The organism is Chryseobacterium sp. MIQD13, assembly GCF_050496705.1.
Classification (GTDB): domain Bacteria; phylum Bacteroidota; class Bacteroidia; order Flavobacteriales; family Weeksellaceae; genus Chryseobacterium.
In genome coordinates, this window is the sequence record NZ_JBNWAF010000003.1 from 930,993 (window position 1) to 956,161 (window position 25,169).

20 protein-coding genes and 1 pseudogene are annotated in these 25,169 nt (G+C 37.8%); 12 read left to right on the forward strand and 9 right to left on the reverse strand.

Going from position 1 to position 25,169, the window contains the following annotated elements; genetic code table 11:
- The first annotated feature begins 31 nt into the window (after nucleotides 1-31).
- Together ACQWU4_RS16555 and hemN are read left to right on the forward strand one after the other, a co-directional pair.
- Nucleotides 32-1,045 (forward strand): glycosyl hydrolase, encoded by a 1,014-nt coding sequence (locus tag ACQWU4_RS16555; RefSeq protein WP_429936865.1) that lies wholly within the window; start codon nucleotides 32-34, stop codon nucleotides 1,043-1,045.
- A gap of 180 nt (nucleotides 1,046-1,225) precedes the next feature.
- A complete protein-coding gene (gene hemN / locus ACQWU4_RS16560; protein ID WP_429936866.1) occupies nucleotides 1,226-2,584 on the forward strand; it encodes an oxygen-independent coproporphyrinogen III oxidase in 1,359 nt (452 codons plus the stop codon).
- 71 nt (nucleotides 2,585-2,655) lie between these two features.
- Here the strand turns inward: hemN and ACQWU4_RS16565 are convergent, their stop codons facing one another.
- Complete coding sequence (locus ACQWU4_RS16565; protein WP_429936867.1) at nucleotides 2,656-4,029, reverse strand: PQQ-dependent sugar dehydrogenase; 1,374 nt, start codon at nucleotides 4,027-4,029, stop codon at nucleotides 2,656-2,658.
- Between the two features lie 218 nt (nucleotides 4,030-4,247).
- On the opposite strand from ACQWU4_RS16565, the gene secD reads away from it, so the two are divergent.
- The 5 genes from secD to ACQWU4_RS16590 all read left to right on the forward strand — a co-directional run bounded on the left by secD (nucleotide 4,248) and on the right by ACQWU4_RS16590 (nucleotide 10,922).
- Entirely contained in the window at nucleotides 4,248-7,157 is a 2,910-nt protein-coding gene (gene secD, locus ACQWU4_RS16570; RefSeq protein WP_429936868.1) for a protein translocase subunit SecD, read from the forward strand.
- A gap of 310 nt (nucleotides 7,158-7,467) precedes the next feature.
- Nucleotides 7,468-8,694, forward strand: coding sequence for a TCR/Tet family MFS transporter (locus tag ACQWU4_RS16575; RefSeq protein ID WP_429936869.1), 1,227 nt, complete (start codon nucleotides 7,468-7,470; stop codon nucleotides 8,692-8,694).
- Nucleotides 8,695-8,746: 52 nt separating this feature from the next.
- The gene (locus ACQWU4_RS16580; RefSeq protein WP_429936870.1) at nucleotides 8,747-9,646 is read left to right on the forward strand and encodes a helix-turn-helix domain-containing protein; all 900 of its coding nucleotides are present in this window, start codon (nucleotides 8,747-8,749) and stop codon (nucleotides 9,644-9,646) included.
- 75 nt (nucleotides 9,647-9,721) lie between these two features.
- Nucleotides 9,722-10,378, forward strand: coding sequence for a hypothetical protein (locus ACQWU4_RS16585; RefSeq protein ID WP_429936871.1), 657 nt, complete (start codon nucleotides 9,722-9,724; stop codon nucleotides 10,376-10,378).
- Nucleotides 10,379-10,424: 46 nt separating this feature from the next.
- Entirely contained in the window at nucleotides 10,425-10,922 is a 498-nt protein-coding gene (locus ACQWU4_RS16590) for a DoxX family protein (RefSeq protein ID WP_429936872.1), read from the forward strand.
- Nucleotides 10,923-10,995: 73 nt separating this feature from the next.
- On the opposite strand, the gene ACQWU4_RS16595 is transcribed toward ACQWU4_RS16590, so the two are convergent.
- Nucleotides 10,996-11,940, reverse strand: coding sequence for a hypothetical protein (locus ACQWU4_RS16595; RefSeq protein ID WP_429936873.1), 945 nt, complete (start codon nucleotides 11,938-11,940; stop codon nucleotides 10,996-10,998).
- A gap of 395 nt (nucleotides 11,941-12,335) precedes the next feature.
- On the opposite strand from ACQWU4_RS16595, the gene ACQWU4_RS16600 reads away from it, so the two are divergent.
- The 4 genes from ACQWU4_RS16600 (at nucleotide 12,336) to ACQWU4_RS16615 (ending at nucleotide 14,638) form a co-directional block, all read left to right on the forward strand.
- Nucleotides 12,336-12,671, forward strand: coding sequence for a Sec-independent protein translocase subunit TatA/TatB (locus tag ACQWU4_RS16600; protein ID WP_429936874.1), 336 nt, complete (start codon nucleotides 12,336-12,338; stop codon nucleotides 12,669-12,671).
- Nucleotides 12,672-12,674: 3 nt separating this feature from the next.
- On the forward strand, nucleotides 12,675-13,241 hold the full coding sequence (locus ACQWU4_RS16605; RefSeq protein ID WP_429936875.1) for a phosphatase PAP2 family protein: 567 nt from the start codon (nucleotides 12,675-12,677) through the stop codon (nucleotides 13,239-13,241).
- Nucleotides 13,238-14,050 (forward strand): tetratricopeptide repeat protein, encoded by an 813-nt coding sequence (locus tag ACQWU4_RS16610; RefSeq protein ID WP_429936876.1) that lies wholly within the window; start codon nucleotides 13,238-13,240, stop codon nucleotides 14,048-14,050. Before ACQWU4_RS16605 ends, ACQWU4_RS16610 begins: the two co-directional genes overlap by 4 nt.
- A gap of 129 nt (nucleotides 14,051-14,179) precedes the next feature.
- Entirely contained in the window at nucleotides 14,180-14,638 is a 459-nt protein-coding gene (locus tag ACQWU4_RS16615; protein ID WP_429936877.1) for a tRNA (cytidine(34)-2'-O)-methyltransferase, read from the forward strand.
- Nucleotides 14,639-14,649: 11 nt separating this feature from the next.
- On the opposite strand, the gene rlmH is transcribed toward ACQWU4_RS16615, so the two are convergent.
- Entirely contained in the window at nucleotides 14,650-15,123 is a 474-nt protein-coding gene (gene rlmH / locus ACQWU4_RS16620) for a 23S rRNA (pseudouridine(1915)-N(3))-methyltransferase RlmH (RefSeq protein ID WP_429936878.1), read from the reverse strand.
- Nucleotides 15,124-15,465: 342 nt separating this feature from the next.
- Between rlmH and ACQWU4_RS16625 the strand changes: the two genes are divergently transcribed.
- A complete protein-coding gene (locus tag ACQWU4_RS16625) occupies nucleotides 15,466-16,473 on the forward strand; it encodes a YihY/virulence factor BrkB family protein (protein ID WP_429936879.1) in 1,008 nt (335 codons plus the stop codon).
- On the opposite strand, the gene nhaA is transcribed toward ACQWU4_RS16625, so the two are convergent.
- The 6 genes and pseudogenes from nhaA to ACQWU4_RS16655 all read right to left on the reverse strand — a co-directional run bounded on the left by nhaA (nucleotide 16,474) and on the right by ACQWU4_RS16655 (nucleotide 25,163).
- Nucleotides 16,474-17,652, reverse strand: coding sequence for a Na+/H+ antiporter NhaA (nhaA, locus tag ACQWU4_RS16630; protein WP_429936880.1), 1,179 nt, complete (start codon nucleotides 17,650-17,652; stop codon nucleotides 16,474-16,476).
- Between the two features lie 2 nt (nucleotides 17,653-17,654).
- Nucleotides 17,655-19,865, reverse strand: coding sequence for a RelA/SpoT family protein (locus ACQWU4_RS16635; RefSeq protein WP_429936881.1), 2,211 nt, complete (start codon nucleotides 19,863-19,865; stop codon nucleotides 17,655-17,657).
- A gap of 112 nt (nucleotides 19,866-19,977) precedes the next feature.
- Complete coding sequence (locus ACQWU4_RS16640) at nucleotides 19,978-20,343, reverse strand: hypothetical protein (RefSeq protein ID WP_429936882.1); 366 nt, start codon at nucleotides 20,341-20,343, stop codon at nucleotides 19,978-19,980.
- Between the two features lie 363 nt (nucleotides 20,344-20,706).
- Nucleotides 20,707-22,617, reverse strand: a pseudogene (acs, locus tag ACQWU4_RS16645) (acetate--CoA ligase); the annotation flags it as partial.
- A gap of 57 nt (nucleotides 22,618-22,674) precedes the next feature.
- Nucleotides 22,675-24,561, reverse strand: coding sequence for an AMP-binding protein (locus tag ACQWU4_RS16650; RefSeq protein ID WP_429936883.1), 1,887 nt, complete (start codon nucleotides 24,559-24,561; stop codon nucleotides 22,675-22,677).
- A 239-nt stretch (nucleotides 24,562-24,800) separates the two neighbouring features.
- Nucleotides 24,801-25,163: a response regulator transcription factor gene (locus ACQWU4_RS16655; protein ID WP_429936884.1), complete on the reverse strand. Its 363-nt coding sequence runs from the start codon at nucleotides 25,161-25,163 to the stop codon at nucleotides 24,801-24,803.
- Nucleotides 25,164-25,169: the final 6 nt, after the last annotated feature.

Genomic DNA, 25,169 nt, shown 5'->3' on the forward strand with positions numbered 1-25,169 from the left:
GGAATTCTGTGGATTTTTTATTTTTGTTACTATGAAGAAAACTTTTTCCATTATGTTTTTCTGCCTGGGAATATTTGTATTTTCCCAGCAGATAGAAAGCTTTACCACTATCTTGAATGATAAGATTAGTATCAGAGCTATTGAAATATATGATAACAAGGTCTGGTACAGCGGAACAGATTCAAAATTCGGTTTTGTGGACCTTAAAAATCATGAAAGCCAGAAACAGACCCCTCTTTCTGATAAAAAATTACAGTTCAGAACACTGGCGCAGGATAACAATGCTTTTTATGGCATTAATATTGAGAGTCCCGCTAATTTTTTTAAAATCAATAAAAAAGACCTGAAATCGGAAATTGTTTTTACGGATACTGCGAAAACAGCTTTTTATGACGCCCTTCACTTTGTGAATGATAAGCTGGCTTTCACTTTCAGCGATGCAGACAAGGATAATCTGCTGAAACTGGCTGTTTACCGTAATGGGAAATGGGGGATGTTCAAAAATAATGTAAAACTGAACAGCGGTGAAGCTGCTTTTGCTGCCAGTAATACCAATATTGCATCGTCCAAAAAGTTCTTATGGATTGCTACAGGTGGAAAAGCATCAAGAATTTTAAGAATGGATCTTAAAAGTGAAAAAATTGATGTATTCAACACTCCTTTTATCCAGGGAGAATCTTCCCAGGGTATGTATTCAATAGACTTTTATGATGATAAATTCGGGGTTGCCGTAGGGGGTGATTACACAAAACAGGACGCAAATATCAATAATATTGCAACAACAAATAACGGTGGCGAAAGCTGGCAGATTCAGGCTTCGGGAAATAATGCAGGCTATACAACCTGTGTGAAGATTAAACCCGGGTCAAAAGGGAAAGAAATCATTGCGGTAGGAGATAAACACATCAGCTATTCCTCAGATTTTGGGAAAACATGGAAGAAAATTTCCGATGAGAAAGGATTTTTCGTTTGCAGCTGGGTAGATGGGAATACGGTGGTTTTTGCAGGAAACGGCAAAATTTCTGTGATGAAATTAAAATTTTAAATTTCAGGTATAGAATTTATCAGTATTTGAAAAATTCGTGTAGCCATCGTATTTAGATTCATTATAAAATACAGCCTAATATATTTCATGGTTTAAAATCCATTCGTAATGGTTAATTTTGCAGAATGAAATTTATGTTAAGTTTAAATTTCATGATCCGATAATATTTTAAATTTTGAAATGAATTCTTTAATAGATAAGTATAACATTCCCGGACCGCGTTACACGTCTTATCCTACCGTTCCGTATTGGGATGAAAGCACCTTTTCACCTGAAAAGTGGAAAGAGACTGTCATCAGGTCTTTTCATGAAAGTAATGCAGAGGAGGGAATTTCTATTTATATCCACCTGCCTTTCTGCGAGGCATTGTGTACGTTCTGTGCATGCCACAAGCGTATCACAAAACAACACAGCGTTGAAATTCCTTATCTGGAAAGCGTTTTAAAGGAATGGAAACTTTATCTTGAACTTTTTGAAGAGAAACCGAAGCTGAAAGAGCTTCACCTTGGAGGTGGTACACCTACCTTTTTTTCTCCCCAGAATTTAAAAACATTACTGACAGGGATTTTTGAAACGGTAGAAATAGCAGAGGATCCTGAATTCTCTTTTGAGGGGCATCCTAACAATACAACAAGAGATCATCTCCAGACTTTGTATGATCTGGGCTTCAGAAGAGTAAGTTTTGGTGTTCAGGATTACGATCCTAAAGTTCAGAAAGCGATTAACAGAATCCAGCCGTTTGAAAATGTAAAAGCGGTTACGGAATGGGCCAGAGAGATTGGATACAGAGGAATCAGTCATGATCTGGTTTTCGGGCTTCCGCACCAGACCTGGGAGGCGATGGAATATACGATCAGGAAAACAATGGAACTGAAACCGGATAGACTTGCCTTCTATTCTTATGCACACGTTCCGTGGGTAAAAGGTGTAGGGCAAAGAGGTTTCGATGAAAATGATCTGCCGAGCGGTGAAGAAAAACGCCGTTTATATGAAGATGGGAAAAAATTACTTCAGGATTTAGGATATATTGAGGTGGGAATGGACCATTTTTCTCTGGAACATGATGACCTTTACCAATCTCTGATTCATAAAAAGCTTCACAGGAATTTTATGGGCTATACTTCAAGTAAAACCCAATTGATGGTAGGCCTTGGAATGTCAGCCATTTCAGATTCGTGGTATGCTTTCGCCCAGAATGTAAAAACGGTGGAAGAATATCAGAAAATGGTGGAAGAAGGCAAAATTCCGGTTGTGAAAGGACACATACTTGATAAAGAAGATCTTACCGTTAGAAGACATATCCTGAATCTGATGTGTCAGCTTGAAACCACATTTACAGATAAAAACTCTTTTCCTGAACTAGAGAATGCATTTGAAATGCTGGAAGAGATGGAGAAAGATGAATTGGTGGAGATTTATGACAATCAAATCAAAATTACCGAAAAAGGAAGAGCATTTACGAGAAACGTTGCCATGGTTTTTGATCTCAGAATGATGAGGAATAAGCCGGAAACAAGAATTTTCTCTATGACGATATAAAACAAAAGCGGTTCAGATCCTGAGCCGCTTTTTTTATTTAAATGTGTTAAAAAGAATCAAAATATGTCATGCTATTTAATAATAAGTTTTTCACTGTAAGATTTCACATCTCCTGATTTGATAATAATGTAATAAGCTCCCGGTGGAATTCCTGTAATATCAACGCTGCCGTCGTATTCAATTTTTGCTTTTTCCAGAACTATTTTTCCTTCTGTACTAATGAGATCGACTGTATTGTTCATGTCTGAAAGTCCTTCAACGAAAACTTTCTCAGAAGCGGGGTTGGGATGAATACCTATAGGATTTAAGCTGGAAATTTCGTCTGTAGCCAGTGCTCCTGTTGTGATTTTAAATATTTTTCCACTGTTCACAGCAGCTACAAACAATTCTTTCTGCGAATTTTCTCCAAAAGTTGAGAAATTATTCCCTGAACTTGCCGGGTTCCACACAATAGAGTTATCAGGATTCATATACCCGATCTGTTCGGAACAGTAATCTGCAAAGAAATATTTCCCCTGAAGGGCAGGATATTGACTTCCCCTGTAAACATAGCCGCCGGTAATGGAGCATCTGCCTCCCGAATGGTTATAAACCGCTACCGGAAATGTCATGGAAGCCATACTTCCGCATCCGGCTGTGTTGTATGCATTATTTCCTTCATAACATCGCCAACCGTAATTTACTCCTGCCTGTGTTGCCGGTATTCTGTTGATTTCCTCAATAGCTCCTTGGCCTACATCTGCGATCATGGCATTTCCTGTAGTGGTATCAAATGAGAATTTCCATGCATTTCTGAGGCCATATGCCCAGATTTCATCGGCTCCGGTTACTAAATTTCCTGCAAAAGGGTTTCCGGGGGGAATATTATAAGGTCCCGTAGAGTTCACATCTATTCTTAACATCTTTCCCAGAAGTGAATTTATATTCTGGGCGTTGTTATTAGGATCCCCGCCGCTTCCGCCGTCTCCTGTAACAATCCAGAGATTTCCGTCCGGAGCAAAATGAATGCTTCCGCCGTTGTGATTGTCAAAAGGTTTTGGGATACTCAGCAGGATCTTTTCAGAAGCAGGATCTGCAATATCCGGATTGGTGGTGTTTACAGAATACCTTGCGACTGTAATATTTCCATTCGCTGCATTGTTGTAATACACGAAGAAATATCCGTTCGTGGTATATTGAGGGTGGAATGCAAGCCCAAGAAGACCTCTTTCTCCGCCATAAAGAACTTTGGTGCTGATGTTTAAAAAGTCAGCGCCGTTGATGGTTCCATTGGGCTGAATGATCTTGATGATCCCGTTCTGCTGTACAACGAAAAGACGGGTGTCATTGGCATTCGTAATTTCAACCGGGCTGGTGAGCCCGGACGCGAATTCTACTAAATTAATGCTTTGAGAATTAACAATTAAAGAAGAAAAAACGCTTAGGGTAAAAAATAGTTTTTTCATAATATTTTGATATTTAGTGTATTGATAAATGAATGAAAATTTTATACCAATCAGAATTTGAAAAATTCATTACGATAAGGAGGAAAAATTATTAAATCTTAAATAGAAATTAAAACTCGGATATATCTGAAAATAAACCATTTCTGCTGTTAAAAAATTCATAAAATAATAATAAAATCATTATATTTGCCGACTTAATTTAACGTAGTTATAACAAAATGCAAGGAAAAGGACTTATTACAATTGTTGCAATTGTACTGGGGTTAATTTGCTTAAATGAGCTATTACCAACCTGGTATGCAAGCAAAATTGAAAGGCAGGCGACTGCTGTTGCAGGAGACAATCCGGAAAAGTATCAGAAAGAAATCGCAAGACTTTCCAAGGATACTTTGAATCTGGGATTCACAAAACTTTATTACACTAAAGCCAAAGACAAGGAAATGAAACTTGGTCTTGACCTTAAAGGAGGGATCAACGTTCTTTTGGAGATCAACCAAAGAGACTTGGTGAATGATTTAACCAATTATTCTACCAATCCTGTTCTTATTGAGGCTTTAAACAAGACTGATGAAGTTCAGAAGAATTCTACAAAATCTTATATTGATAATTTCTTCGACCAGTTTGAAGCGATCAACAAGGCAAAAGGGACTAACTTTAAGCTTGCAGATCCTGAACTTTTCGGGAATACCAATTTATCAGAAATCAAATACAATACTTCTGATGAGCAGGTAAAAAGTATCATAAAAAGAAGAATTGATCTTTCTGTAGGTACAGCTTTCGAAGTAATCAGAACCAGAATCGATAAAATGGGTGCTGTGCAGCCAAACGTTCAGAGAGTACCTGGTACAGCAAGAATTTCTGTTGAAATGCCCGGTATGAAAGATATCGACAAGGTGAAGAAAATGCTTCAGACTTCTGCAAAACTTCAGTTCTGGGAAGTTCAGCAGGTTCCTGAAATGGCTCCATATTTCCAGACATTGACTACAATGGTGGCAATAAAAGGTGATTCGATGGGAGTTGCGAAGAATATCAACTTCATGAATCTTTTAAACCTTGACAAATTAAGATCAAATGGTGTTGCAAGCGTTAAACTTTCAGATACTGCTGCTGTAAACAAGATTTTAAACAGCAAAGTAGGTCAGTCATTACGTCCTGCAAACATTAAATATACTCAGTTTATGTGGGGTTACAAGCCTGAAGCTACAGATGCTGAAAGTTTAGTATTGTATGCAATCAGAGGTAACATCAACCAGAAAGCTCCGGTAGACGGTGCTGTTGAAACTGCTAGTATTGGCTATGATGAGCTGAGCAGAATAGTGGTAGACATGCAGATGGATTCCAAAGGGGCTAAAGAATGGAAAACATTAACTGAGAAAAACGTAGGTAAACCGGTTGCTGTAACATTGGATGGCAGAGTTTACACGGCACCAAACGTTGTAGGTGCTATTCCTAACGGTAGAACGCAGATCTCCGGTAACTTCTCTCAGGAGGAAGCTAAAGAGCTGGTAGACGTTTTAGGTGCAGGTAAATTACCTGCAGGAGCAAAAGTAGTTCAGGCTACAGTTGTAGGACCTTCATTAGGACAGGAATCTATTAATGCCGGTGTTATTTCATTTGCTATCGCATTCCTGATTATTATTGTTTATATCATTTTCTATTACGGTGGTGCAGGTGTGTACGCTGTAATTGCAATGATTATTAACTTATTCTATATTTTCGGAATTATGGATTCCGGAGACTTTACTCTGACACTTCCTGGTATCGCAGGTATCGTTCTTACGATGGCAATGGCAGTAGATACGAACGTAATTATCTACGAAAGAACCAAAGAAGAATTGTTTGCCGGCAAGAGTATTATGGAAGCCTATAAAGACGGTTTCAAACATGCCTTAAGTGCGATCGTTGACGGTCACTTAACGACATTGTTGACAGCTGGTGTACTTTTCTTGTTCGGAACAGGACCTATTAAAGGATTTGCTCTGACGTTGGGAATTGGTATCTTAATGACATTCTTTACTTCTGTATTGCTTTCAAGAGTGATGATCTTCTCAAGACTGAACAAAGGAAAACATCTTTCTGTTTGGACGGCTCCAACGAAGAACCTGTTCAGAAATACATGGATCGATTTTATCGGAAAGAGAAAGTACGCATATATCATTTCTGGTGTTTTAACATTGGTTTGTATTGCATCTATTGCTATCCACGGATTCAAATACGGAATTGACTTTACAGGAGGTAGAAATTACGTGGTAAGATTTGATAAAGCTGTTAACGCTGAAGATATTGAACAGAACTTAGTAAAAGTATTCAAAACTGAAGACGGTAAGAATTCTTCCGTTGAAGCTAAGACGTTTGGAAACGACAGACAATTGAAAATCTCTACAGATTATCTTATTGAAGATGAATCTTTAAAAGCTGACCAGACTGTAGAACAAAAATTATACGAAGGATTAAAAACAAGCTTGCCTGCTAACACAACATTGCATGATTTCAAATCTGCAGACAAAGAACATGCAGGAATTATTTCTTCCGAAAAAGTAGGACCTACGGTAGCAGATGATATTAAAACTCACGGTATTCTTGCTGTGGTAGCTGCTTTGGCAGGTATCTTTATCTATATCTTGTTAAGATTTAGAAAATGGCAGTTCTCTTTAGGTGCTGTTGTAGCTCTATTCCATGATGCGGTTATTATCTTAGGAGCTTATTCATTGCTTCATAAATTCATGCCGTTCAACATGGAGATCAATCAGGATTTCGTTGCGGCAATCCTTACTGTATTAGGATATTCAATCAATGATACCGTTATTATCTTCGACAGAATTAGAGAGTATTTAAGAGAGAAGAAAGCTTTAACACTGGCGGGATTATTTGATGACTCTATTTCCAGTACATTGGGTAGAACTTTCAACACTTCATTTACAACGATCCTTGTAATTTTGGCGATCTTTATCTTTGGTGGAGATAACCTTAGAGGATTTATGTTTGCCATGTTGATTGGTATCGGATTCGGTACTTATTCATCAATCTTTATTGCATCGGCCATCGCTTACGATTTCCTTAAGAAAGGAAAAGAAGAGGGAGTGCATGGTAAAACAACGACCAGCAAAGAAGTACTTGCTTCAAAGTAATATAAACTACAATAAATAAGTAAAGACCGTTTCGAAAGAAGCGGTCTTTTTTTGTACCGGGAATGAGTTTCGGGATTTGAGAGTATTAGAGGGTAAGAGCTTTAAATTATGGGGTTCGGGTTTGGGATAAAAAGTTTTGGAGTCCGGGTTTAAAAATTTAATATTTAAAATTCAGGGTTTAAATTTATATTTGCGAGTCTAATATCTGAAATCTGATGTCTGGTATCTTGGTTCTTGACCCTTGACTCCTTTCTCCAAAAGCAACAATTTAGAACCATTATATTTCGGATTTGATTAATTTTGCACCATTATGGAAAACTCAAAGAAAAAAGCAGCCATCGGCTTCATATTTATTACCTTACTGATTGATATTACGGGATGGGGAATCATCATCCCTGTAGTTCCCAAATTAATTGAGGAGCTTATTCATGCTGATATCAGTGAAGCTGCAAAATATGGTGGCTGGCTTGGTTTTGCATATGCATTTACCCAGTTCATTTTTTCTCCAGTAGTTGGAAATTTAAGTGACAAATACGGAAGAAGACCAATTATCCTCATCTCTCTCTTCGGATTTGCTGTAGATTATATTTTCCTTGCCCTTGCACCAACTATCTGGTGGCTGTTTCTCGGAAGAATTATTGCCGGACTTACCGGAGCCAGCGTAACAACGGCCAGTGCCTATATTGCCGACATTTCTACGGATGAAGACAGGGCTAAAAACTTTGGGCTTATTGGGGCGGCATTCGGTCTGGGATTTATCATTGGGCCTGTATTGGGAGGAGTTTTAGGACAGTATGGAGCGAGAGTGCCTTTTTATGCGGCAGCCGGATTATGTCTTTTAAACTTCCTTTACGGCTATTTTGTTCTTCCTGAAAGTTTAGATAAGGATAAAAGAAGAGAATTCGACTGGAAACGTGCAAATCCTATTGGATCATTTAAATTTTTAGGTAAACACCCTGAAATTTCAGGATTGATCTTTGCCCTTATTTTAATCTATATTGCGGGACATGCCGTACAGAGTAACTGGAGCTTTTTTACCATGTATAAATTTAACTGGACAGAAAAGATGGTTGGAATTTCATTGGGAGTCGTAGGAGCTCTGGTGGGTTTGGTTCAGGGAGGCCTCATACGATGGACAACTCCAAGATTGGGCGAGCAGAAAAGTATTTACTATGGATTGGCTTTATATGCAATTGGGATGCTTTTATTCGCTTTTGCTACGAAAGGCTGGATGATGTTTGCATTTTTGGTTCCTTACTGTTTGGGAGGTATTTGTGGCCCTGCACTGCAGTCCGTGATTACCAAAAGTGTTCCTTCCAATGAGCAGGGAGAACTTCAGGGAGCGTTGACAAGTTTAATGAGTGCCACTTCCATCATAGGACCACCATTGATGACCAATCTGTTTTATTTCTTTACCCATGATGAAGCACCATTTGAATTTTCAGGGGCACCGTTCTTCCTGGCATTTATTTTAATGGCCTTAAGTGTGGTAATGACTTATTATGCTTTTCAGAAAAAGAATAAAAAGCTGGACTAAACTGATGTTAAATTGGGAATGTTTAAAGATGAATTAATTTTGAATAAATCTTATGAGCCGTATTCCTCAATATAAGCCAGATGATTTTAATCCGATCCTTGATATAGACTGGGCTGGAAAAAGTACAATCAAAAAAGAGCTGAACGATTTTTTTATAGAACCGCTTCAGGTACTCAAGGATGCCAAAACCCCTTCCCAGCCACACCGGAAAACAGTCAATGACTTTGTATTCATCAGGAAAGGGAGTTTAGAAAAAATGGTCTGCTCCAGTCTGTATGGCGTGGAAGAGGGGATGATTATGCTGCTGCCTCCGCATAAGATCCGGACCTTTATTCATTATACCCCTGATGTGGAAGGGTTTTACTGCCATTTTTCCAATGATTTCATTGCGGAAGGTCCCGGTCTGAAATATTTGCAGGATATCCTGAACCATGCTGATATTATTTACAATCCGACCCTTATTCTTGATGATGAACACCGTGACAGGATTTTCCTTATCCTTCAGCAGATGGAGACTCTTTATCATGAAAATCAGAGCTTGGATCTTATCCGGCTTTATCTTTTTACGTTATTGGGAGAGATCCGACATTTTATAGAGAAACTTCCGCGACCGAACCTTTCTGTAAATGAAACACTAGTATTCCGTTTTCGGAAACTGATTACCAGCCAGATCCAAAATCTGCATTCAGTGAAGGAATTTGCTGACCTGCTTAATGTTTCACCCAATCACCTGAACAAATCTGTAAAAAGTGTTACAGGTAAAACAGCTTCGGAAATTATTAATGAATCCTTACTGATGGAAGCTAAAGCCCTTCTTTCACTATCTCACCTTTCCGTATCGGAGATTGCCTTTGCGTTGGGTGTGGATGATGTTTCCTATTTCTCCCGCTTTTTCAAAAAGCACAGCGGTATGAGTCCTTCAGATTACAGAAAAGGGATTGATTTGTCCTAATAATAGATTTATCTGTTCTAACCCTATTCTTTTGTATTCCGGAATTTTGTGGATATAATTGATGACGGTTAAAACATGAAAAAAATACTATTTCTGACAGTCGGTTTAGTTCCTTTGCTGTTATATTCTCAGAATAATACCCAGATCTCAAATCCGCCTGTTATATTTGAAGCTTTGGCAGGAAATAAAGGTTTTGCTTCCCAAATGACAATCAATAAAAATTTTGAAGGAAGTAAAAAAATTGGTTTCTTCAGTGTGGCCAATATCTCCTCGAAGTGGTCGGAAGACAATTCCAAAGATGCCATGATTCAGGCCAATATTACTTTTGAGGTTGTTAAAAATCTACGTCTTGTCGGAGGTTCTCATTATACTCCCAATACTGGTCTCCGGCCTACTGCGGGGTTTATGTATTCTAAAAGTTTTAATGATTTCTTATTGGTTGTTAATCCAAGATTTATCGGATTTTCCAAAAGCAGTATTGCGGAAGGTTTTATTATGATGGAATATAAACCTGAGATCAGTGAGAATTGGAAAGGCTATTCAAGAATTCAGGGACTGTATTCCGAAACGATAAAAAACGGAGAGCATGCCCGCAGTTATCTCATGCTGAGACTTGGAATGAGCTATAAGTTCATCACTTTTGGTGTGGGAGCCAACTTTGACAGCTATGGACCATTTAAAGAAAGTAAACAGAATTATGGTGTATTTGCAGCTGTCAGATTATTTAACTAAAAATACAAAGTATCATTCTATTTGTACAATCATTTAATTCTTTATTATGAAAAATTTATTTTTTAAAACGAATGAAACATGGACCGGAACTTTCCTCAGGCTAACTTTAAGCATTGTTTTTATCCCACACGGACTTCAGAAAACATTCGGGCTCTTTGACGGAATGGGGTTTAACAAAACAATGGAAGTTTTTACCCATGACCTTCATCTGCCTTCTGTAGTTGCTTTTGCCGTAATAATGGTCGAGTTTTTTGGATCATTTCTGCTTCTTTTGGGATTGGGCACGAGATTTTGGGCTTTATCGTTTATCGGATTGCTGACAGGAATTATGCTGACTACTCATATTGAGAACGGTTTTTTCATGAACTGGTTCGGAACCCAGAAAGGAGAGGGCTGCCAGTTTGATATTCTGGTTATAGGAATTGCTTTGGCTTTACTGTTTGAAGGAGCTGGGAAATTATCAATGGATGGATGGATTTATAACAGAAGAAATAATTTAACGGATCAACCAGGAGTCGAGTCCTTAGATGAAGTGAATATCTAAGAATATAAAAAAACAGGGAAGCCCTTAAAGCTTCCCCATCTTCTATTGAAAAATATAATGAATGTTTAAAATTTTACGGATAAAGCGATTTTGTCCCGTTGCTTACCACATTGCTTCCCAATCCGGAAAATGATACAGAAAAATTACTCGAATTAAAGCTTAAAGAACCTACAGGAGTGCATAGTCCAAGCGCATATCTGCATTGTCCGTAAGCCCCTGTTCTTTTTATAACTTTACTTTCACTTTTCGCTTTACCCAGGCTGATATTTCCCCAATCGCTTACATCTACATTAGAAACAGTTGATCCGGAATAGTAAATAGTGATTTGGTATCCGATTTCTCCTCTTTTAGAACCCCAAAGCCAGTTGGCTGTCCACCACTGTTTGTACCATTTAGAAGCCACTTTAGCCTGAGCATCGGTAGGAGAGACCTCATAATTACCTCTGGTATCCATCATGACAAGTCCGGCAAATACGTTGTCCCAGATAATTCCGGATTCATTGTAAAAGCATAGAGATGTGAACTTTTCACCTTTGTAATTCCAGGAAACTTCAAGAATCTCAGTGCCGGCTTTGATCTGCCCGGAAGCGGTTTCTTGAAGTCCTTTTTGAGCTTCAGATAGTTGATCTCCTGAAAATAGTGTTCCAATCTTTCCTACTTTCACGGTTTCTGGTTCAAGAATATTTCCTGTTGCAGTAAACTGTTCCCTGTCAGAAATTAGTTCCTGAGAGATTTCAATTCCTCTCTGCGTTGAAAGCTTTCCTAAAACAGTAATACCTGTGATCTGAAGGTCATTTTTCAAATACTGTTCAAGATTTTTCTTAGAATCATTAATCTGTGTCTGAACATTTTCCGGAATGGTCTTTAGTCCTGGGATAATTTCCTTTTTCAGATCGGAAACTGATACTTTAGTTATTGGAGTTTCCTGCATTGTTTCAAGGTTTTCATCCTGACAGGCAATAAGTGTTAATACCGATATGACGGCAAACAGCTTAAAAGTGGTTACAAGTTTTTTCATAATAAATATTTAATGATTTTGTGTGTAATAAATGTAGTGAAATTAATTATAAATCTCTGTTATTTGAATTAATTATTTATTAATTGAAAGTTGTGTGAAATTTAATAATTTGGTAAATAATAAAAACTTAAAATAAATTATGAGTATCAATAATAAATTTTTATCTCTCAGATAAATGATGAATTTTAAAGAAATTAAGTGCGATACTAAATTATTATATGAATAATGAACAAATACTAACCAAATAATTAGTAACAAATTAGAAAACTCACTACTCTAAAACACTAAAACCCTCAAACTCAATAATCCCGACTATAAAACTATCCAAATCTTAAAATTTGTTTAAAATTTTAGTTTACCGTAAATAAATGTATAAACTTTCGTAATTTTACCGCATGGAATTAAGCATTGGAGAAATGGCATTGATCGCGGTGGCGATTGTTGTATTATTCGGTCCGGATAAACTTCCTCAGATAGCGCGTGACTTAGGGGCAGGCGTTAGAAAAATGCGTGGAGCAGTGGAAGACATCAAAACTGAGATCATGAAGGAAACAGATAATCCCGTTTCCGAGATCAAGCGCGAAATTGAGAAGGTAAAAGATGCAGCAAAAGACTTCAATCCCATGAAGAATATTGAAAAAGATATCTTAACGGAACCTTCAACAACTAATGAACCTCCAAAAATCAAGCCTGCCGATGACGAAACCTACGAAGGGCCTGTAAGCAGATAATTCATGGAGGAGATCATTCAGGAAGACAAAAAGGTTTTTCTATACCTTAATAATTTGGGCGATACTCCCTTCGACCAGTTTTGGATGCTGATTTCAAGTACATGGATCTGGGTACCGCTTTATATTATATTCCTTTACTTTTTATACAAAAACTATAAACTAAAATCTTTAGTTTTCATTCTTATTTTCATTGCACTTGGGGCTACGGTTTCAGATCAGCTGGCAAGTGTTTTCAAATACGGAGTTGCCAGGTTGAGGCCTTGTCATGATCCAAGTATAGAGCATTATATGAGGATTGTGAAGTGCGGAGGCCAATATGGGTTTTATTCTGCCCACGCTTCCAACACTTTCTTTTTGGCAGCTTATTTAAGTATTTTATTGAAAAAGAAGCTCAAGTGGTTTCCATATGCTATATTTGTATGGGCTGTGGTAGTTTCTTACAGCCGGATATATTTAGGAGTGCATTTCCCGATAGATATTTTGGTGGGGGCGTTTGTTGGATCTTTATTGGGGGTAATATTTGGAGTACTCGCCAAAAAAGTCATCAACAAGCAAAATATAACTTCATGAAAAAATCTTTACTACTTACAGCATTAGTCTGCTCCTCATTCACTCTTTACGCACAGGACAAGATTAAAGCAGAAGAATGCTTTAAAAAGGCTGACTATAAATGTGCTGAAGAACAATACACCAAACTGGCAGAAAAAGAACAGATCCAGAAATATCAGTCTGAATACTACAATAGCCTTGGAACAGCTCAAAGAAGGCTGGGAAAAACGGCATTAGCTTTGAAATCATATGAATCTGCAATGAAGGCAAATCCTTTATCAGCTCCTGTATATGTCAATCTTGCTTCACTGAGCAGTCAGAAAGGAAATAAGACCAAAGCGTTGGAATATATTGCCACAGGCCTTAAAATCGATGCTGAAAACCCGGAATTTTACCTTACCCGTTCCAAGATTTATGACAGTCAGGGGAAAAAAGACCTTGCATTGAGTGATCTTAAACAGATTCTGACTTTTGCCCCAGACAACATTTATGCAAAAACAGGACTGGCCAATCTGAAGAAAAATAACGGTGATCTGGATGGTGCCTTAAAAGATTACAACCAGCTTATCTCTGAAAAGCCTGAATCTCTTTTATATAATGGAAGGGCAGATGTTTATCTTAAAATGAAAAAGCATAAAGAAGCCCTTACAGATGCCAATAAAGCGATTTCCATAGATCCGAAATTTTCTAATTCCTATGTGACCAAAGCACTGGTTTTGTTTGATACGGCAAAGCCTAAAGAAGGCTGTGAGAATTTGGATAAAGCGGTAAGTTTAGGCTATGAAAAAGCTATTCTGGCAGATTATTACGCTAAATGTGCAAAAAAATAAACCTTTTATAATATAGGATTTCGGGCTCGGCATGAAATGCCGAGCCCGAAATTAATTTTTATCATACGAAATAAGTTATTCTCATAGAAGTCTCTATTGATTCTAACTTTTTTAAATCAACAAAGAAAGATGCTGAATATTGTTCTTATAGAACCCGAAATACCCAATAATACAGGCAATATCGGACGGTTATGTGTAGGTACTGAAAGTAAATTACATCTGGTTCATCCGTTTGGGTTTGTAATCAATGATAAAAACCTTAAAAGATCCGGTTTGGATTACTGGGTACATCTTGACGTTACTGAATATGCCAATGTGGAAGAATGGATGAAAAATATTCCGGATCCTTCCCGCGTTTTCTTAATGAGTTCACATGCTGAAAAATCATATCTGGAAAATGATTTTCAGGATGGTGACTGGCTGGTTTTCGGTAAGGAAAGTGTTGGTTTGAGTAAAGAAGTTCTGGATCAGTTTGAAAATCACCTGACCATTCCAATGTCAAAATTAATCCGCAGTTTTAATATAGCGAACTCCGTAGCCTTTGTGGTAGGTGAAGCAAAAAGACAGATTGGTTTAAAAGCAGACTAGAGCAAACCTTTTTAATCATTATGATATGGTTTTCCCTGCAAGATCTGATCTGCACGGTAAAGCTGCTCCACAATAAACAGACGGATCATCTGATGGGTAAATGTCATTTTCGACAGTGACATTTTTTCATTGGCACGGCTGTAAACTTCTTCAGAAAAACCGTAAGCCCCTCCGATAAGAATGTGAACCTTCTTTACTGAAGAATTCATCCAGTTGTCAATTTTCTGGGCAAATTCACGGCTGGTAAACTGTTTACCTTTTTCATCAAGGAGTACAACCATGTCATTTTTGTCGATATGATTGAAAAACAGCTTGGCTTCTTCCTTCTTCAAAAGTTCTGGAGACAGATTTTTTGCATTTTTTACATCGGGAATTTCAGTGATTTCAAAATTCCAGTGCTTGGGAAGACGGGTAAGGTAGTAATTGATCAGAGAGGTAATCTCCTTATCATCAGTTTTGCCGATACAAAGTAAGCCGATTCGCATGTATAGAGGATTTCTGAGACAAAGATACCATTTTATGCCGGAAAATAAATGAGACCGATGAATCCTGCTGAAAACATTAAAATGGGAAAAACCTTTTATTTGGGACATTTTTAATACTTTAATGATTTAGTTTCTAAATTCTTTTATTTCATATCTTTTCAGTTTGTCAATGGAAACAGAACTGTTGAAGTGTTAAACAGTTGCTATTTATTCGTTCCGGCAGTAGTAGACTAAGGAAAAGGAAAATGTTTATATTTGTATAAAGCTTATTAAGAAACAGTTGTAATTTCTCCATTTAAAGAGATAAGTCAGATTGTTTTATAAGTAAAATGCACCAAATAGATGAGTATAAAAGTTCCCAGATTTATCTTGAAAATTCAAGAGTTTTTTGACGGTATACATATTCCTGTTTTGGGAATATCGCTCTGGCAGATGTTTCAGATCTATATTTCCGGGATTTTTAAAGGAAAAATAGGACGAAAAGCAGCTGCTATTTCCTGGAGCTTTACCATCAGTCTGTTTCCTTTTATTCTCTTCCTTCTTTCCGTTTTGCCTTATATGCCGCATTATGATAAGCTGCAGTTCTATATTTTTGAAGTCCTGATGCACAACGTTTTTCCTTCTAATATGGAAGGAGATGTAAGAGGATATATTGAAACCAATATCATCCCGAACATGAAAGGGATCAGTAATCTGACCATCGTCCTGGCACTGGTCTTTGCCACCAACGGAACCTTTTCACTGATCAATGGATTCAATGAAAATTCAGATGAGAAGCTGACAGATGTTAAAGAGTTTATTCTTTCCTTTTTTATAACCATAGGTTTTATAACCATTGTTTTTCTGGCTCTTTTCGGGGTATATTATGTGGAAGTTGTAATGAAGCTATTTACGCCCTCATATGATATTTCCTGGCTCGTGAAAAACCTTTCCAAGATTATTGGATTCGTATCCTTTCCACTGTTCTATTTTATTCTTCTTACACTTTTTTACTGGCTGGGGACAGTTAAGATTGCCAGATTCAGACAGGCTATTCCCGGAGCTATTTTAACAACGGTTTTATTTGTTATCACTACATTTTTCTTTGCATTCTATGTGAAAGATATTGCAAGATATAACGTTCTTTACGGATCTATCGGAAGTATGATCCTGCTGATGGTTTGGGTGAATGTCAACGTGTATCTTCTGCTGTTCGGAAATGAGCTGAATATGGCCCTCAGAAAACTCAGAATAGAAAAACTATTGTCTGATGAAATCAAGAAAGAAGCAGTTCATTACCATGCAGAGATTACAGAACCTAATCTGGAAAGTGACGAAGAACACAAAATAAAGCTGGAAGAGAAAAAGTAATTAATTTTCTACAGCATTCATATCTTTTTTAGAGCTCATACTCAAGATTACAAAACCTAAAACTGCTGCTAAGAAAGAAGCGATCAGAATCGCAAATTTAGCTTCATCCTGAATAGGAATATCATCCTTAAACGAAAGAAGCGCGATAAAAATTGACATCGTAAAGCCTATTCCTGCCAATAATCCAACACCAACCATCTGTAGCCATGTACTGTTTTGAGGAAGAGTGCTGAGTTTTAATTTAATAGCAATAAAAGAAAACAGATTGATCCCGATTAGTTTTCCCAAGACCAGGCCACAGATAATTCCCAATCCTAAAGTACTTGTTACTCCCGCTGCCATTTCATTGGTGAAGGCAATATTGGTGTTTGTTAAGGCAAATATCGGCATGATCAGAAAGCTTACCGGGAAATGAAGCTTGTGCTCCAGTTTTTTAAGGGGAGAAATTTCTACATCAGATACATTCGTAGGAATAGAAAAAGCCAGAAGAACTCCTGCTATTGTTGCGTGAATCCCGGAATGATGCAAGAAATACCATAAAAATAACCCTGGAATAATATAAAAAACCAGACGGGTAACTTTCAAAAAGTTTAAAAGAAAGAGCAGTGCAGCCGTTCCGAATGAAAGTAACAGATACGTCCAGTGAATTTGTTCGGTATAAAAGACAGCGATCACCAGAATGGCTCCCAGATCATCCACAATGGCCAATGCAGCCAGAAATATTTTAATGGAATTCGGAATCTTTTTTCCTAACATTGAGATGATAGCAAGCGAGAAAGCAATATCCGTTGCCATAGGAATTCCCCAGCCATTACCATACTCTGTTCCACTATTGAAAAGGGTGTAGATCACAGCCGGAACCAGCATTCCGCCTACAGCTGCAAATATAGGAAGCGAGGCATTTTTGAAAGAAGAAAGTTCACCTTCTACCATTTCTCTTTTGATCTCAAGCCCGACCAGCAGAAAGAAAACAGCCATAAGGCCGTCATTGATCCAGATGCTGACCGGGTAGGTCAAATGAAAAAGATGAGTCCCTATTTCCTGATCTAAAAGGCGCTGAAAACCTTCACCTAAAGAAGAATTGGCAATTAATAATGAAACCAGCACACAAAAAATAAGGATAATTCCTGATGCCTGATTGCTTTTGAAAAATTTTTTAAAATATAGAGTTAAATTCATGTTTATGATTGTAGCCGCCTCACTCTTGAAACTCCGTCAATATCTTTAAGTTTTTTAAATGTTTCTTCCAGCTGGCCTTTATTTTTAACCTCAAGATTGATGTTACCCATAAAAACACCATTATTGGATTCTATGGACATACTTTTCATATCCATTCCCATACTTCCGCTGATCACGGTAGTAATATCATTGATCATTCCCATTCTGTCAAGACCCTCAATTTCGATCTTAACTCTGTTCTTGAAGCTCTCCGCATTTACCCATTTGGCCGGAATCACACGGTAATCGTACTGCGCCCTCAGATTGATGGCATTCGGGCAGTTATCGCTGTGAACTTTGATACCGTCAGAAATGGTAATAAATCCGAAAATTTTATCGCCGGGAATTACTGTACAGCATTTTGCATAGCTGTAATTAAGTTTTTCTTCATCTTTCCCGAAAACGATCATATCAAGGTTCTGTTCTTTTGGTTCCTCAAACTGAACGTTTTTCGATGGTGATTTTCTGAATCTTGAAAGTAAATTATTAAATACATTTTTACTTTCGATATATTTTCTAAGACTGCTTACATCCAGTTCATTGCTCTGGAATTTAAGAAACAGTTCCTGAGACGATTTTAAATTGAAAAACTTCTGAAGTTTATTCACTTCCTCATCATTAAAGTTGATCTTCGCATGACGCAGCTTTCTCTGAAGAATTTCTTTTCCATCTTCCACCAGCTGGTTTTTCTGGGAATTCAGATAACTTTTGATTTTAGACTTGGCTTTGGAGGTTACTACAAATTCCAGCCAGTCAGATTTAGGCTTCTGATTCTGTGAAGATAAAATATCGATCTGGTCACCGTTCTGAAGAACATAAGAAATAGGAACCAGTTTTCCGTTGATTTTTGCCCCAAGACATTTCATCCCAAGGTCTGAGTGAACGGAAAAAGCAAAATCCAAAGCCGTAGCATTGGTAGGAAGAATCTTGATTTCCCCTTTCGGAGTAAATACGAATACTTCTTTGGAGTATAAATTAAGCTTAATATTATCTAAAAGCTCGGAAGTAGAAAGATTCTGCTGCTGTTCAAGAATATCGCGGATTTCAGTAACCCATCTTTCAAAATTACGGTCATCAGAGCTTTGCTTATAGCCTTCTTTGTATTTATAATGGGCAGCAACTCCTTTTTCTGCAATTTCATTCATTCTTTCTGAACGGATCTGTACTTCGATCCACTTTCTGTCCGGTCCAAGAACCGTTAAATGGAGACTTTCATAACCCGTAGAACGTGGCTGTGTGATCCAGTCTCTCATTCTTGAAGGGTTACTGTGGTAAACATCCGTTACAATAGAGTAGATTTTCCAGGCCAGGAACTTTTCATTTTTTGCATCCGATTTATAAATGATCCTGATGGCATAATTGTCAAAGACTTCCTCAAAAGAAACGCCCTGTTTAAGCATCTTTCTGTAAATAGAAGAAATTGCTTTTGCACGGCCTTTGATATTGAAATTTAAACCTTCATCTTTTAATCTTTCCGAAACTTCAGTTTTAAATTCTTCAATATATCTTTCACGGTTTTCTTTGGCAGATTCCAATTTTTCCGTGATCTCTGTATAAACTTCCGGATTGTTGTATTTTAATGAAAGATCTTCAAGCTCCGATTTGATATTATACAATCCCAGACGGTGGGCCATAGGAGCATAGATATACACTGTTTCCGAAGCAATTTTTTTCTGCTTGTCCGGAGCCATGCTTTCCAAAGTCCGCATATTATGAAGACGGTCGGCAATTTTGATCAGAATAACCCTGAAATCCTCAGACAGCGTAAGTAACAGTTTTCTGTAGTTTTCAGACTGTACGGAAATATTCTGGTGATTCATTATGGAGATCTTTGTGAGCCCGTTCACAATATTGGCAATCTTTTCTCCAAAAATCTTTTTCAGATCTTCATAAGTATAATCTGAATCCTCTATCACATCATGCAGCAGGGCACAGGCAATGGAAGTTGCTCCCAAACCGATCTCGGTTGCCACAATTTTAGCAACAGCAATAGGGTGATAGATGTATGGCTCGCCGGATTTTCTCCTTTGGTCTTTATGGGCATCCAACGCAATATCAAATGCCTTCCGGATAAGTTTGTTATTTTCCTCATCCAGAGTCCTGTATGTATTCGAAATCAGATCCTTATACCGGGCAAGGATCTCTTTGTTTTCCTGTTCTAAATCGTAACTCATTTGTGTAAATGCCTATAATTAGACGAAAATACGAAATTTTTTAAACTTTTCAAACATAAAAAATCCGCAGAACGCTCTGCGGATTCCCGGTTATTAGATTTTGTATTTCCTGTCAGAATTTAACTTCTGAATCCATGCCAGTGCTTGATGCTTTTATTCTCACATCGGGACTGTTATGAATTTCGGCTCTGTTTCTGGCATCGATAAATCGTTTGATATTATCATAATTTGCATCCCCAATACCCATATTCTCCAATAAATAGGTTTTCAGTACTGAATTTTGGCTGAAAATATTCCGGACGCCATCAGTTTGGTTATTATCTTTTACCGCAACACTCGCCAGGTACTGAGAGGTGTCAGAGCCGTTATGAAGGTATACTATGTAATCTGAACTTTCAAATCCTGAATTTTCCAGATCGGCTTCAAGCTTTTTGTAATCGCTGTGATGTGCAAATAATCCAGCTAATATATTTGACATAAGCAATAGTTTTTAAATTGTACTTAAAGGTAATAAATATTTTTCAATATTGTTAATGAAAATATATTAAATTTTATATTTTAATGATTTATCTATAATATAATGTTAAAATGTTTGAAAATATCTATTGAACGTGTGTTTGGTTTTAGAAATACATGAAAGAGTAAATATTTAAACCATTAAGGATTTTTAAGCTTTTAAGATTATTAAGAATGGTTCGGCTTTAAAAGGAGCGGCTTAAAAATCAAAGATTTATCTTGGTTATTCTTATTTCCTTAATAAGGTCTTAATGGTTGAAAGACTTTCCAAACAAAAAAAAAACGGGCTAAAGCCCGTTCTGTAATTCCTTATATAAGTTTTAATTTATATCCTTTCATTTTTAATCTCTTCTACAATTTCAGGATTCAATAAAGTAGAAATATCTCCGAAATTGCTGAAATCCCCTTCTGCAATTTTTCTCAGGATTCTACGCATAATTTTCCCTGAACGCGTTTTCGGAAGACCGGAAACAAACTGTATCTTATCAAGCTTGGCAATTGGCCCTATCTGGTCTGAAATAAGCTGATTGATCTCCTTCTTAAGATTTTCCTTGTCACGGCCTTCTCCGGTTTCTTTTAAGATCACAAAGCCGTATAAAGCATTTCCTTTAATATCATGAGGGTACCCCACAATGGCAGATTCCGCAACGGCAGGATGCTCGTTGATACTGTCCTCAATAGGGGCAGTCCCTAAATTGTGTCCGGAAACGATAATCACATCATCCACACGGCCTGTAATTCTGTAGTATCCGACTTCGTCTCTCAATGCACCGTCACCGGTGAAATATTTTCCGGGAAAGGCACTGAAATAGGTTTCCTTATATCGCTGATGATCGCCCCAGATCGTCCTTGCAATTCCCGGCCATGGAAAACGGATGCAGAGATTTCCCGTCACCTGATTTCCTGTAATTTCATTACGCTTATCATCCATTAGCACGGGCTGTATTCCCGGCAGAGGAAGAGTGGCATAAGTAGGCTTGGTTGGAGTAACGAATGGGAGAGGAGAGATCATAATTCCTCCTGTTTCTGTCTGCCACCAGGTATCAACAACGGGACATTTTTTCTTTCCGACATGATCGTTGAACCAGTGCCATGCTTCTTCATTGATAGGTTCACCCACAGAACCAATCACTTTCAACGTACTCAGATCATGCTTGTCAACCCATTCTGAGCTTTCTTTGGCAAGTGAGCGGATGGCGGTAGGAGCGGTATAGAACTGGGTAACTTTATGTTTTTCAATAACTTCCCAGAAGCGGTCGGGCTCAGGATATGTAGGAACTCCTTCAAAAATGACGGTTGTAGCTCCGTTAAGCAGCGGTCCGTATAAAATATAGGAATGTCCGGTAATCCATCCGATATCTGCTGTACACCAGTAAATATCATTTTCTTTATAATTAAATACATTTTTAAAGGTATAAGCTGTGTATACCATATAACCTGCAGAAGTATGAAGCATTCCTTTCGGTTTTCCTGTAGAACCGGAAGTATACAGAATAAAAAGCGGATCTTCGGCATCCATGATTACTGTTACAAAATCGGCAGAAGCTTTTTCATACAGGTCACTCATCAGATGGTCTCTGCCGGCTTTCATTTTAATCTCGTTATGAGTTCTTTTTACAACAAGAACCGATTCTACACTTGGAGTTTTTTCCAGTGCCTCATCTACGATACTTTTCAGGTCCAGAACTTTGTTCCCTCTATAACTCCCGTCTGATGTGATCACCATTTTAGCGCCACAGTCATTAACCCTTGAAGCTACGGCAGAAGCAGAAAATCCTGCAAAAATCACAGAATGTACAGCTCCTAATTTGGCGCAGGCCAGCATTGTAATTGCCAGTTCAGGAATCATGGGAAGGTAAATGCAGACCCTGTCACCCTTTTCAATACCCATTTCGCGTAAAACATTGGCTGTTTTATTGACGCGGGTGTACAGATCAGAGTAAGAGATGTGCTGTGCCTCTTCTTTTGGATCGTTGGGTTCCCATATAATGGCTGTTTTATCGCCTCTTACGGCAAGATGCCTGTCGATACAGTTTTTGGTGATATTTAATTTAGCATTCTTAAACCACGTGATCTTGGCTTCATTCATATCATACTTAACGACCTTGCTCCACCTTTGGTACCACACAAAATTTTGGTCAGCTATCTTATCCCAGAATTTTTTAGGATTTTTGATAGACTTTTTGTACTCTTCAAAATAGTGCGGCAGATCTTCAATTAAGTAATTTCTCATATCCCTTCGTTTTTTGAAATTTGAATTTTATTAATATTAAATATATGTTTAATTTATGGCTTAAGCCCTATAATCATTGATTTTTTCCTGAATTTCTTCAATGATTTTTTCATCGTCAATTGTTGATGGAACCTGAAATTCTTTTCCATCAAGCAGTGTTCTGATCAGCTTTCTCAAAGTTTTTCCGGAACGCGTTTTTGGCAATCGTTTGACAACCATAGCGTTTTTTAAAAAAGCTACAGCACCAATCTTCTCGCGAACCATTCTGATGATATCTTTTTCTATTTCCTCCTCAGTAATTGTTGAGCCATTCTTTAAAACAACCGTGGCAAAAGGGATCTGTCCTTTCAGTTCGTCATCTATTCCCACAACAGCACATTCTGCAACATCGGGATGGGAAGAAACGATTTCCTCCATTTCTGAGGTAGAAAGTCTGTGTCCGGCTACATTAATCACATCATCCACTCTTCCTGTAATGAAAATATAGCCGTCCTCATCTTGAATAGCACCGTCTCCTGAGAAATAGTAACCATTGTACTGTGATAAATAACTGTTCTGAAAGCGTTCGTAGTCGTTCCAGATTCCTAAAAGAGCGCCTGGCGGCAACGGAAGTTTGATGATTAAATATCCTTCCTGATGGGCATTAAGCTCATATCCGTTTTCATCAAAAATTTTAATGTCATATCCTGGAATTGGTTTTCCGGCGGAAGCCCTTTTGATTTGATATTGATCATCGGATGTCATTAGTCCCAGCATAGGCCATCCGGATTCTGTCTGCCACCAGTGATCAATCGCAGGAACTCCGATATGTTCTGCAAACCAGTCTAAGGTAGCCACATCACATCTTTCCCCGGCCAGAAATTGCTTTTTGAAATGGGACAGATCGTATTTTTTAACCAGTTCTCCGTCTGGATCCTCTTTTTTGATGGCCCTAATGGCTGTAGGAGCAGTAAACATCGTGGAAACTTTATATTCTGAAATAATTCTCCAGAAGGTACCTGCATCCGGTGTCATAATTGGTTTTCCTTCAAAAATAATGGTTGTATTGCGGTTGATAAGCGGTCCGTAAACACTGAAACTGTGACCTACCGCCCAGCCGAAATCAGAGGCAGCCCAATAGGTTTCTCCGGGTTCAACACCGTAAATAAATTTCATGGAAAATTTCAGTGCTGTTGCATAACCTCCGGTATCCCGTACAATTCCTTTGGGCTTTCCAGTAGTTCCTGATGTGTAAAGAAGGTATAGGGGATGGGTAGATTCTACGGAAACACAGTCTATAGGTTCGGATTTTTGAACCAATTCTTCATAATCAATCAGTCCATCGAACATTTCGTGCTTGTTGTCTATCAGTTTTCTGTTGTAAACAATAATATGATCTACTTTATCCTGTGCGAGTTCAATGGCTTTTTCAACCAATGGCAAATAAGGGATTCTTCTTGCTATTTCTACACCTGCTGTAGCTGTGATCAGGGCTTTGGGCTTGCAGTCGTCAATTCTCACAACCAATTCATGAGGGGCAAAACCTCCGAACACAACATTGTGAATTACCCCGATTCTTGCACAGGCCAACATCGCAAAGAGGGTCTGTGGAATCATCGGCATGTAAATAACAGCTGTGTCTCCTTTTTTTAGGCCCAGAGAAACAAGTCCTCCTGCAAACTTTGAAATTTCTTCTTTTGCCTGATTAAAAGTATAGGTTTTCTTCTGACCGGTGACAGGAGAGTCATAAATAATGGCGGTCTGATTGCCAAAACCGTCTTCAATATGTTTGTCAATACATAAATAACACATATTGAGTTTTCCGTCAGAATACCATTGCGGATAATCATTTTTATCTGTAGAAAGAATCTGCTGTGGAAACTCAAACCATTGAATTTCTTTGGCCTGTTCCTTCCAGAAGTTTTCTTTGTTTTCTATGCTTTGGTTAAAAAGTATATCAGTGTTCATATTAATTTTTGTGTTTCATGTTTTGTCATTGCAGTCGAAGTAATCTCTTGAAAGTAACATTCAACTTAATTTTCTTAAAAGCTTAATAAAACTTCATGGTTAAATTGAAACATTAAGATTCATTTAGGAATTAAGATTATTAAGAGATTGCTTCGCTTCGCTCGCAATGGCGGTGTATGGTTTTTATTTAATATTCAGTATTTACAGTCTGATGTCTGAAATCTTACATCTTGATTCTTTTACTCAAACATTTCCTCAATCTGCTGAATCAGCTTTTTTATGGAATAAGGTTTTGTTACATAGGCATCTGCTCCCATTTCCAGACCTTTTTCAATGTCTTTCGGGTTGTTTTTGGCACTTAGGAATATAACCTTTGTATCTTTCAGTCTGTCATCCTTTTTGATAACTTCCAGAGTGCTGTACCCGTCCAGATTTGGCATCATGATGTCCAGCAGAATTACGTCGGGTGTCATATCTTTCAGAAAATCTAAGACTTCCGTTCCGTCTCTTGCGATGTAAACGTCATAGCCATTTTTCTTGAAGCTGTATTCCAGCGACATTAATATTTTGTGTTCGTCATCGGCAATAATAATCTTTCTCATAGATGG

Bases quoted from the DNA above. Each gene is read 5' to 3' on its own strand.
- ACQWU4_RS16650 (WP_429936883.1), bottom strand. From the start codon at position 24,561: ATGAACACTGATATACTTTTTAACCAAAGCATAGAAAACAAAGAAAAC.
- ACQWU4_RS16585 (WP_429936871.1), top strand. From the start codon at position 9,722: ATGAAAAAAATACTATTTCTGACAGTCGGTTTAGTTCCTTTGCTGTTA.
- ACQWU4_RS16580 (WP_429936870.1), top strand. From the start codon at position 8,747: ATGAGCCGTATTCCTCAATATAAGCCAGATGATTTTAATCCGATCCTT.
- rlmH (WP_429936878.1), bottom strand. From the start codon at position 15,123: ATGCGAATCGGCTTACTTTGTATCGGCAAAACTGATGATAAGGAGATT.
- hemN (WP_429936866.1), top strand. From the start codon at position 1,226: ATGAATTCTTTAATAGATAAGTATAACATTCCCGGACCGCGTTACACG.
- nhaA (WP_429936880.1), bottom strand. From the start codon at position 17,652: ATGAATTTAACTCTATATTTTAAAAAATTTTTCAAAAGCAATCAGGCA.
- ACQWU4_RS16640 (WP_429936882.1), bottom strand. From the start codon at position 20,343: ATGTCAAATATATTAGCTGGATTATTTGCACATCACAGCGATTACAAA.
- ACQWU4_RS16605 (WP_429936875.1), top strand. From the start codon at position 12,675: ATGGAGGAGATCATTCAGGAAGACAAAAAGGTTTTTCTATACCTTAAT.
- ACQWU4_RS16600 (WP_429936874.1), top strand. From the start codon at position 12,336: ATGGAATTAAGCATTGGAGAAATGGCATTGATCGCGGTGGCGATTGTT.
- ACQWU4_RS16590 (WP_429936872.1), top strand. From the start codon at position 10,425: ATGAAAAATTTATTTTTTAAAACGAATGAAACATGGACCGGAACTTTC.
- ACQWU4_RS16615 (WP_429936877.1), top strand. From the start codon at position 14,180: ATGCTGAATATTGTTCTTATAGAACCCGAAATACCCAATAATACAGGC.
- secD (WP_429936868.1), top strand. From the start codon at position 4,248: ATGCAAGGAAAAGGACTTATTACAATTGTTGCAATTGTACTGGGGTTA.
- ACQWU4_RS16565 (WP_429936867.1), bottom strand. From the start codon at position 4,029: ATGAAAAAACTATTTTTTACCCTAAGCGTTTTTTCTTCTTTAATTGTT.
- ACQWU4_RS16575 (WP_429936869.1), top strand. From the start codon at position 7,468: ATGGAAAACTCAAAGAAAAAAGCAGCCATCGGCTTCATATTTATTACC.
- ACQWU4_RS16625 (WP_429936879.1), top strand. From the start codon at position 15,466: ATGAGTATAAAAGTTCCCAGATTTATCTTGAAAATTCAAGAGTTTTTT.
- ACQWU4_RS16595 (WP_429936873.1), bottom strand. From the start codon at position 11,940: ATGAAAAAACTTGTAACCACTTTTAAGCTGTTTGCCGTCATATCGGTA.
- ACQWU4_RS16610 (WP_429936876.1), top strand. From the start codon at position 13,238: ATGAAAAAATCTTTACTACTTACAGCATTAGTCTGCTCCTCATTCACT.
- ACQWU4_RS16555 (WP_429936865.1), top strand. From the start codon at position 32: ATGAAGAAAACTTTTTCCATTATGTTTTTCTGCCTGGGAATATTTGTA.
- ACQWU4_RS16655 (WP_429936884.1), bottom strand. From the start codon at position 25,163: ATGAGAAAGATTATTATTGCCGATGACGAACACAAAATATTAATGTCG.
- ACQWU4_RS16635 (WP_429936881.1), bottom strand. From the start codon at position 19,865: ATGAGTTACGATTTAGAACAGGAAAACAAAGAGATCCTTGCCCGGTAT.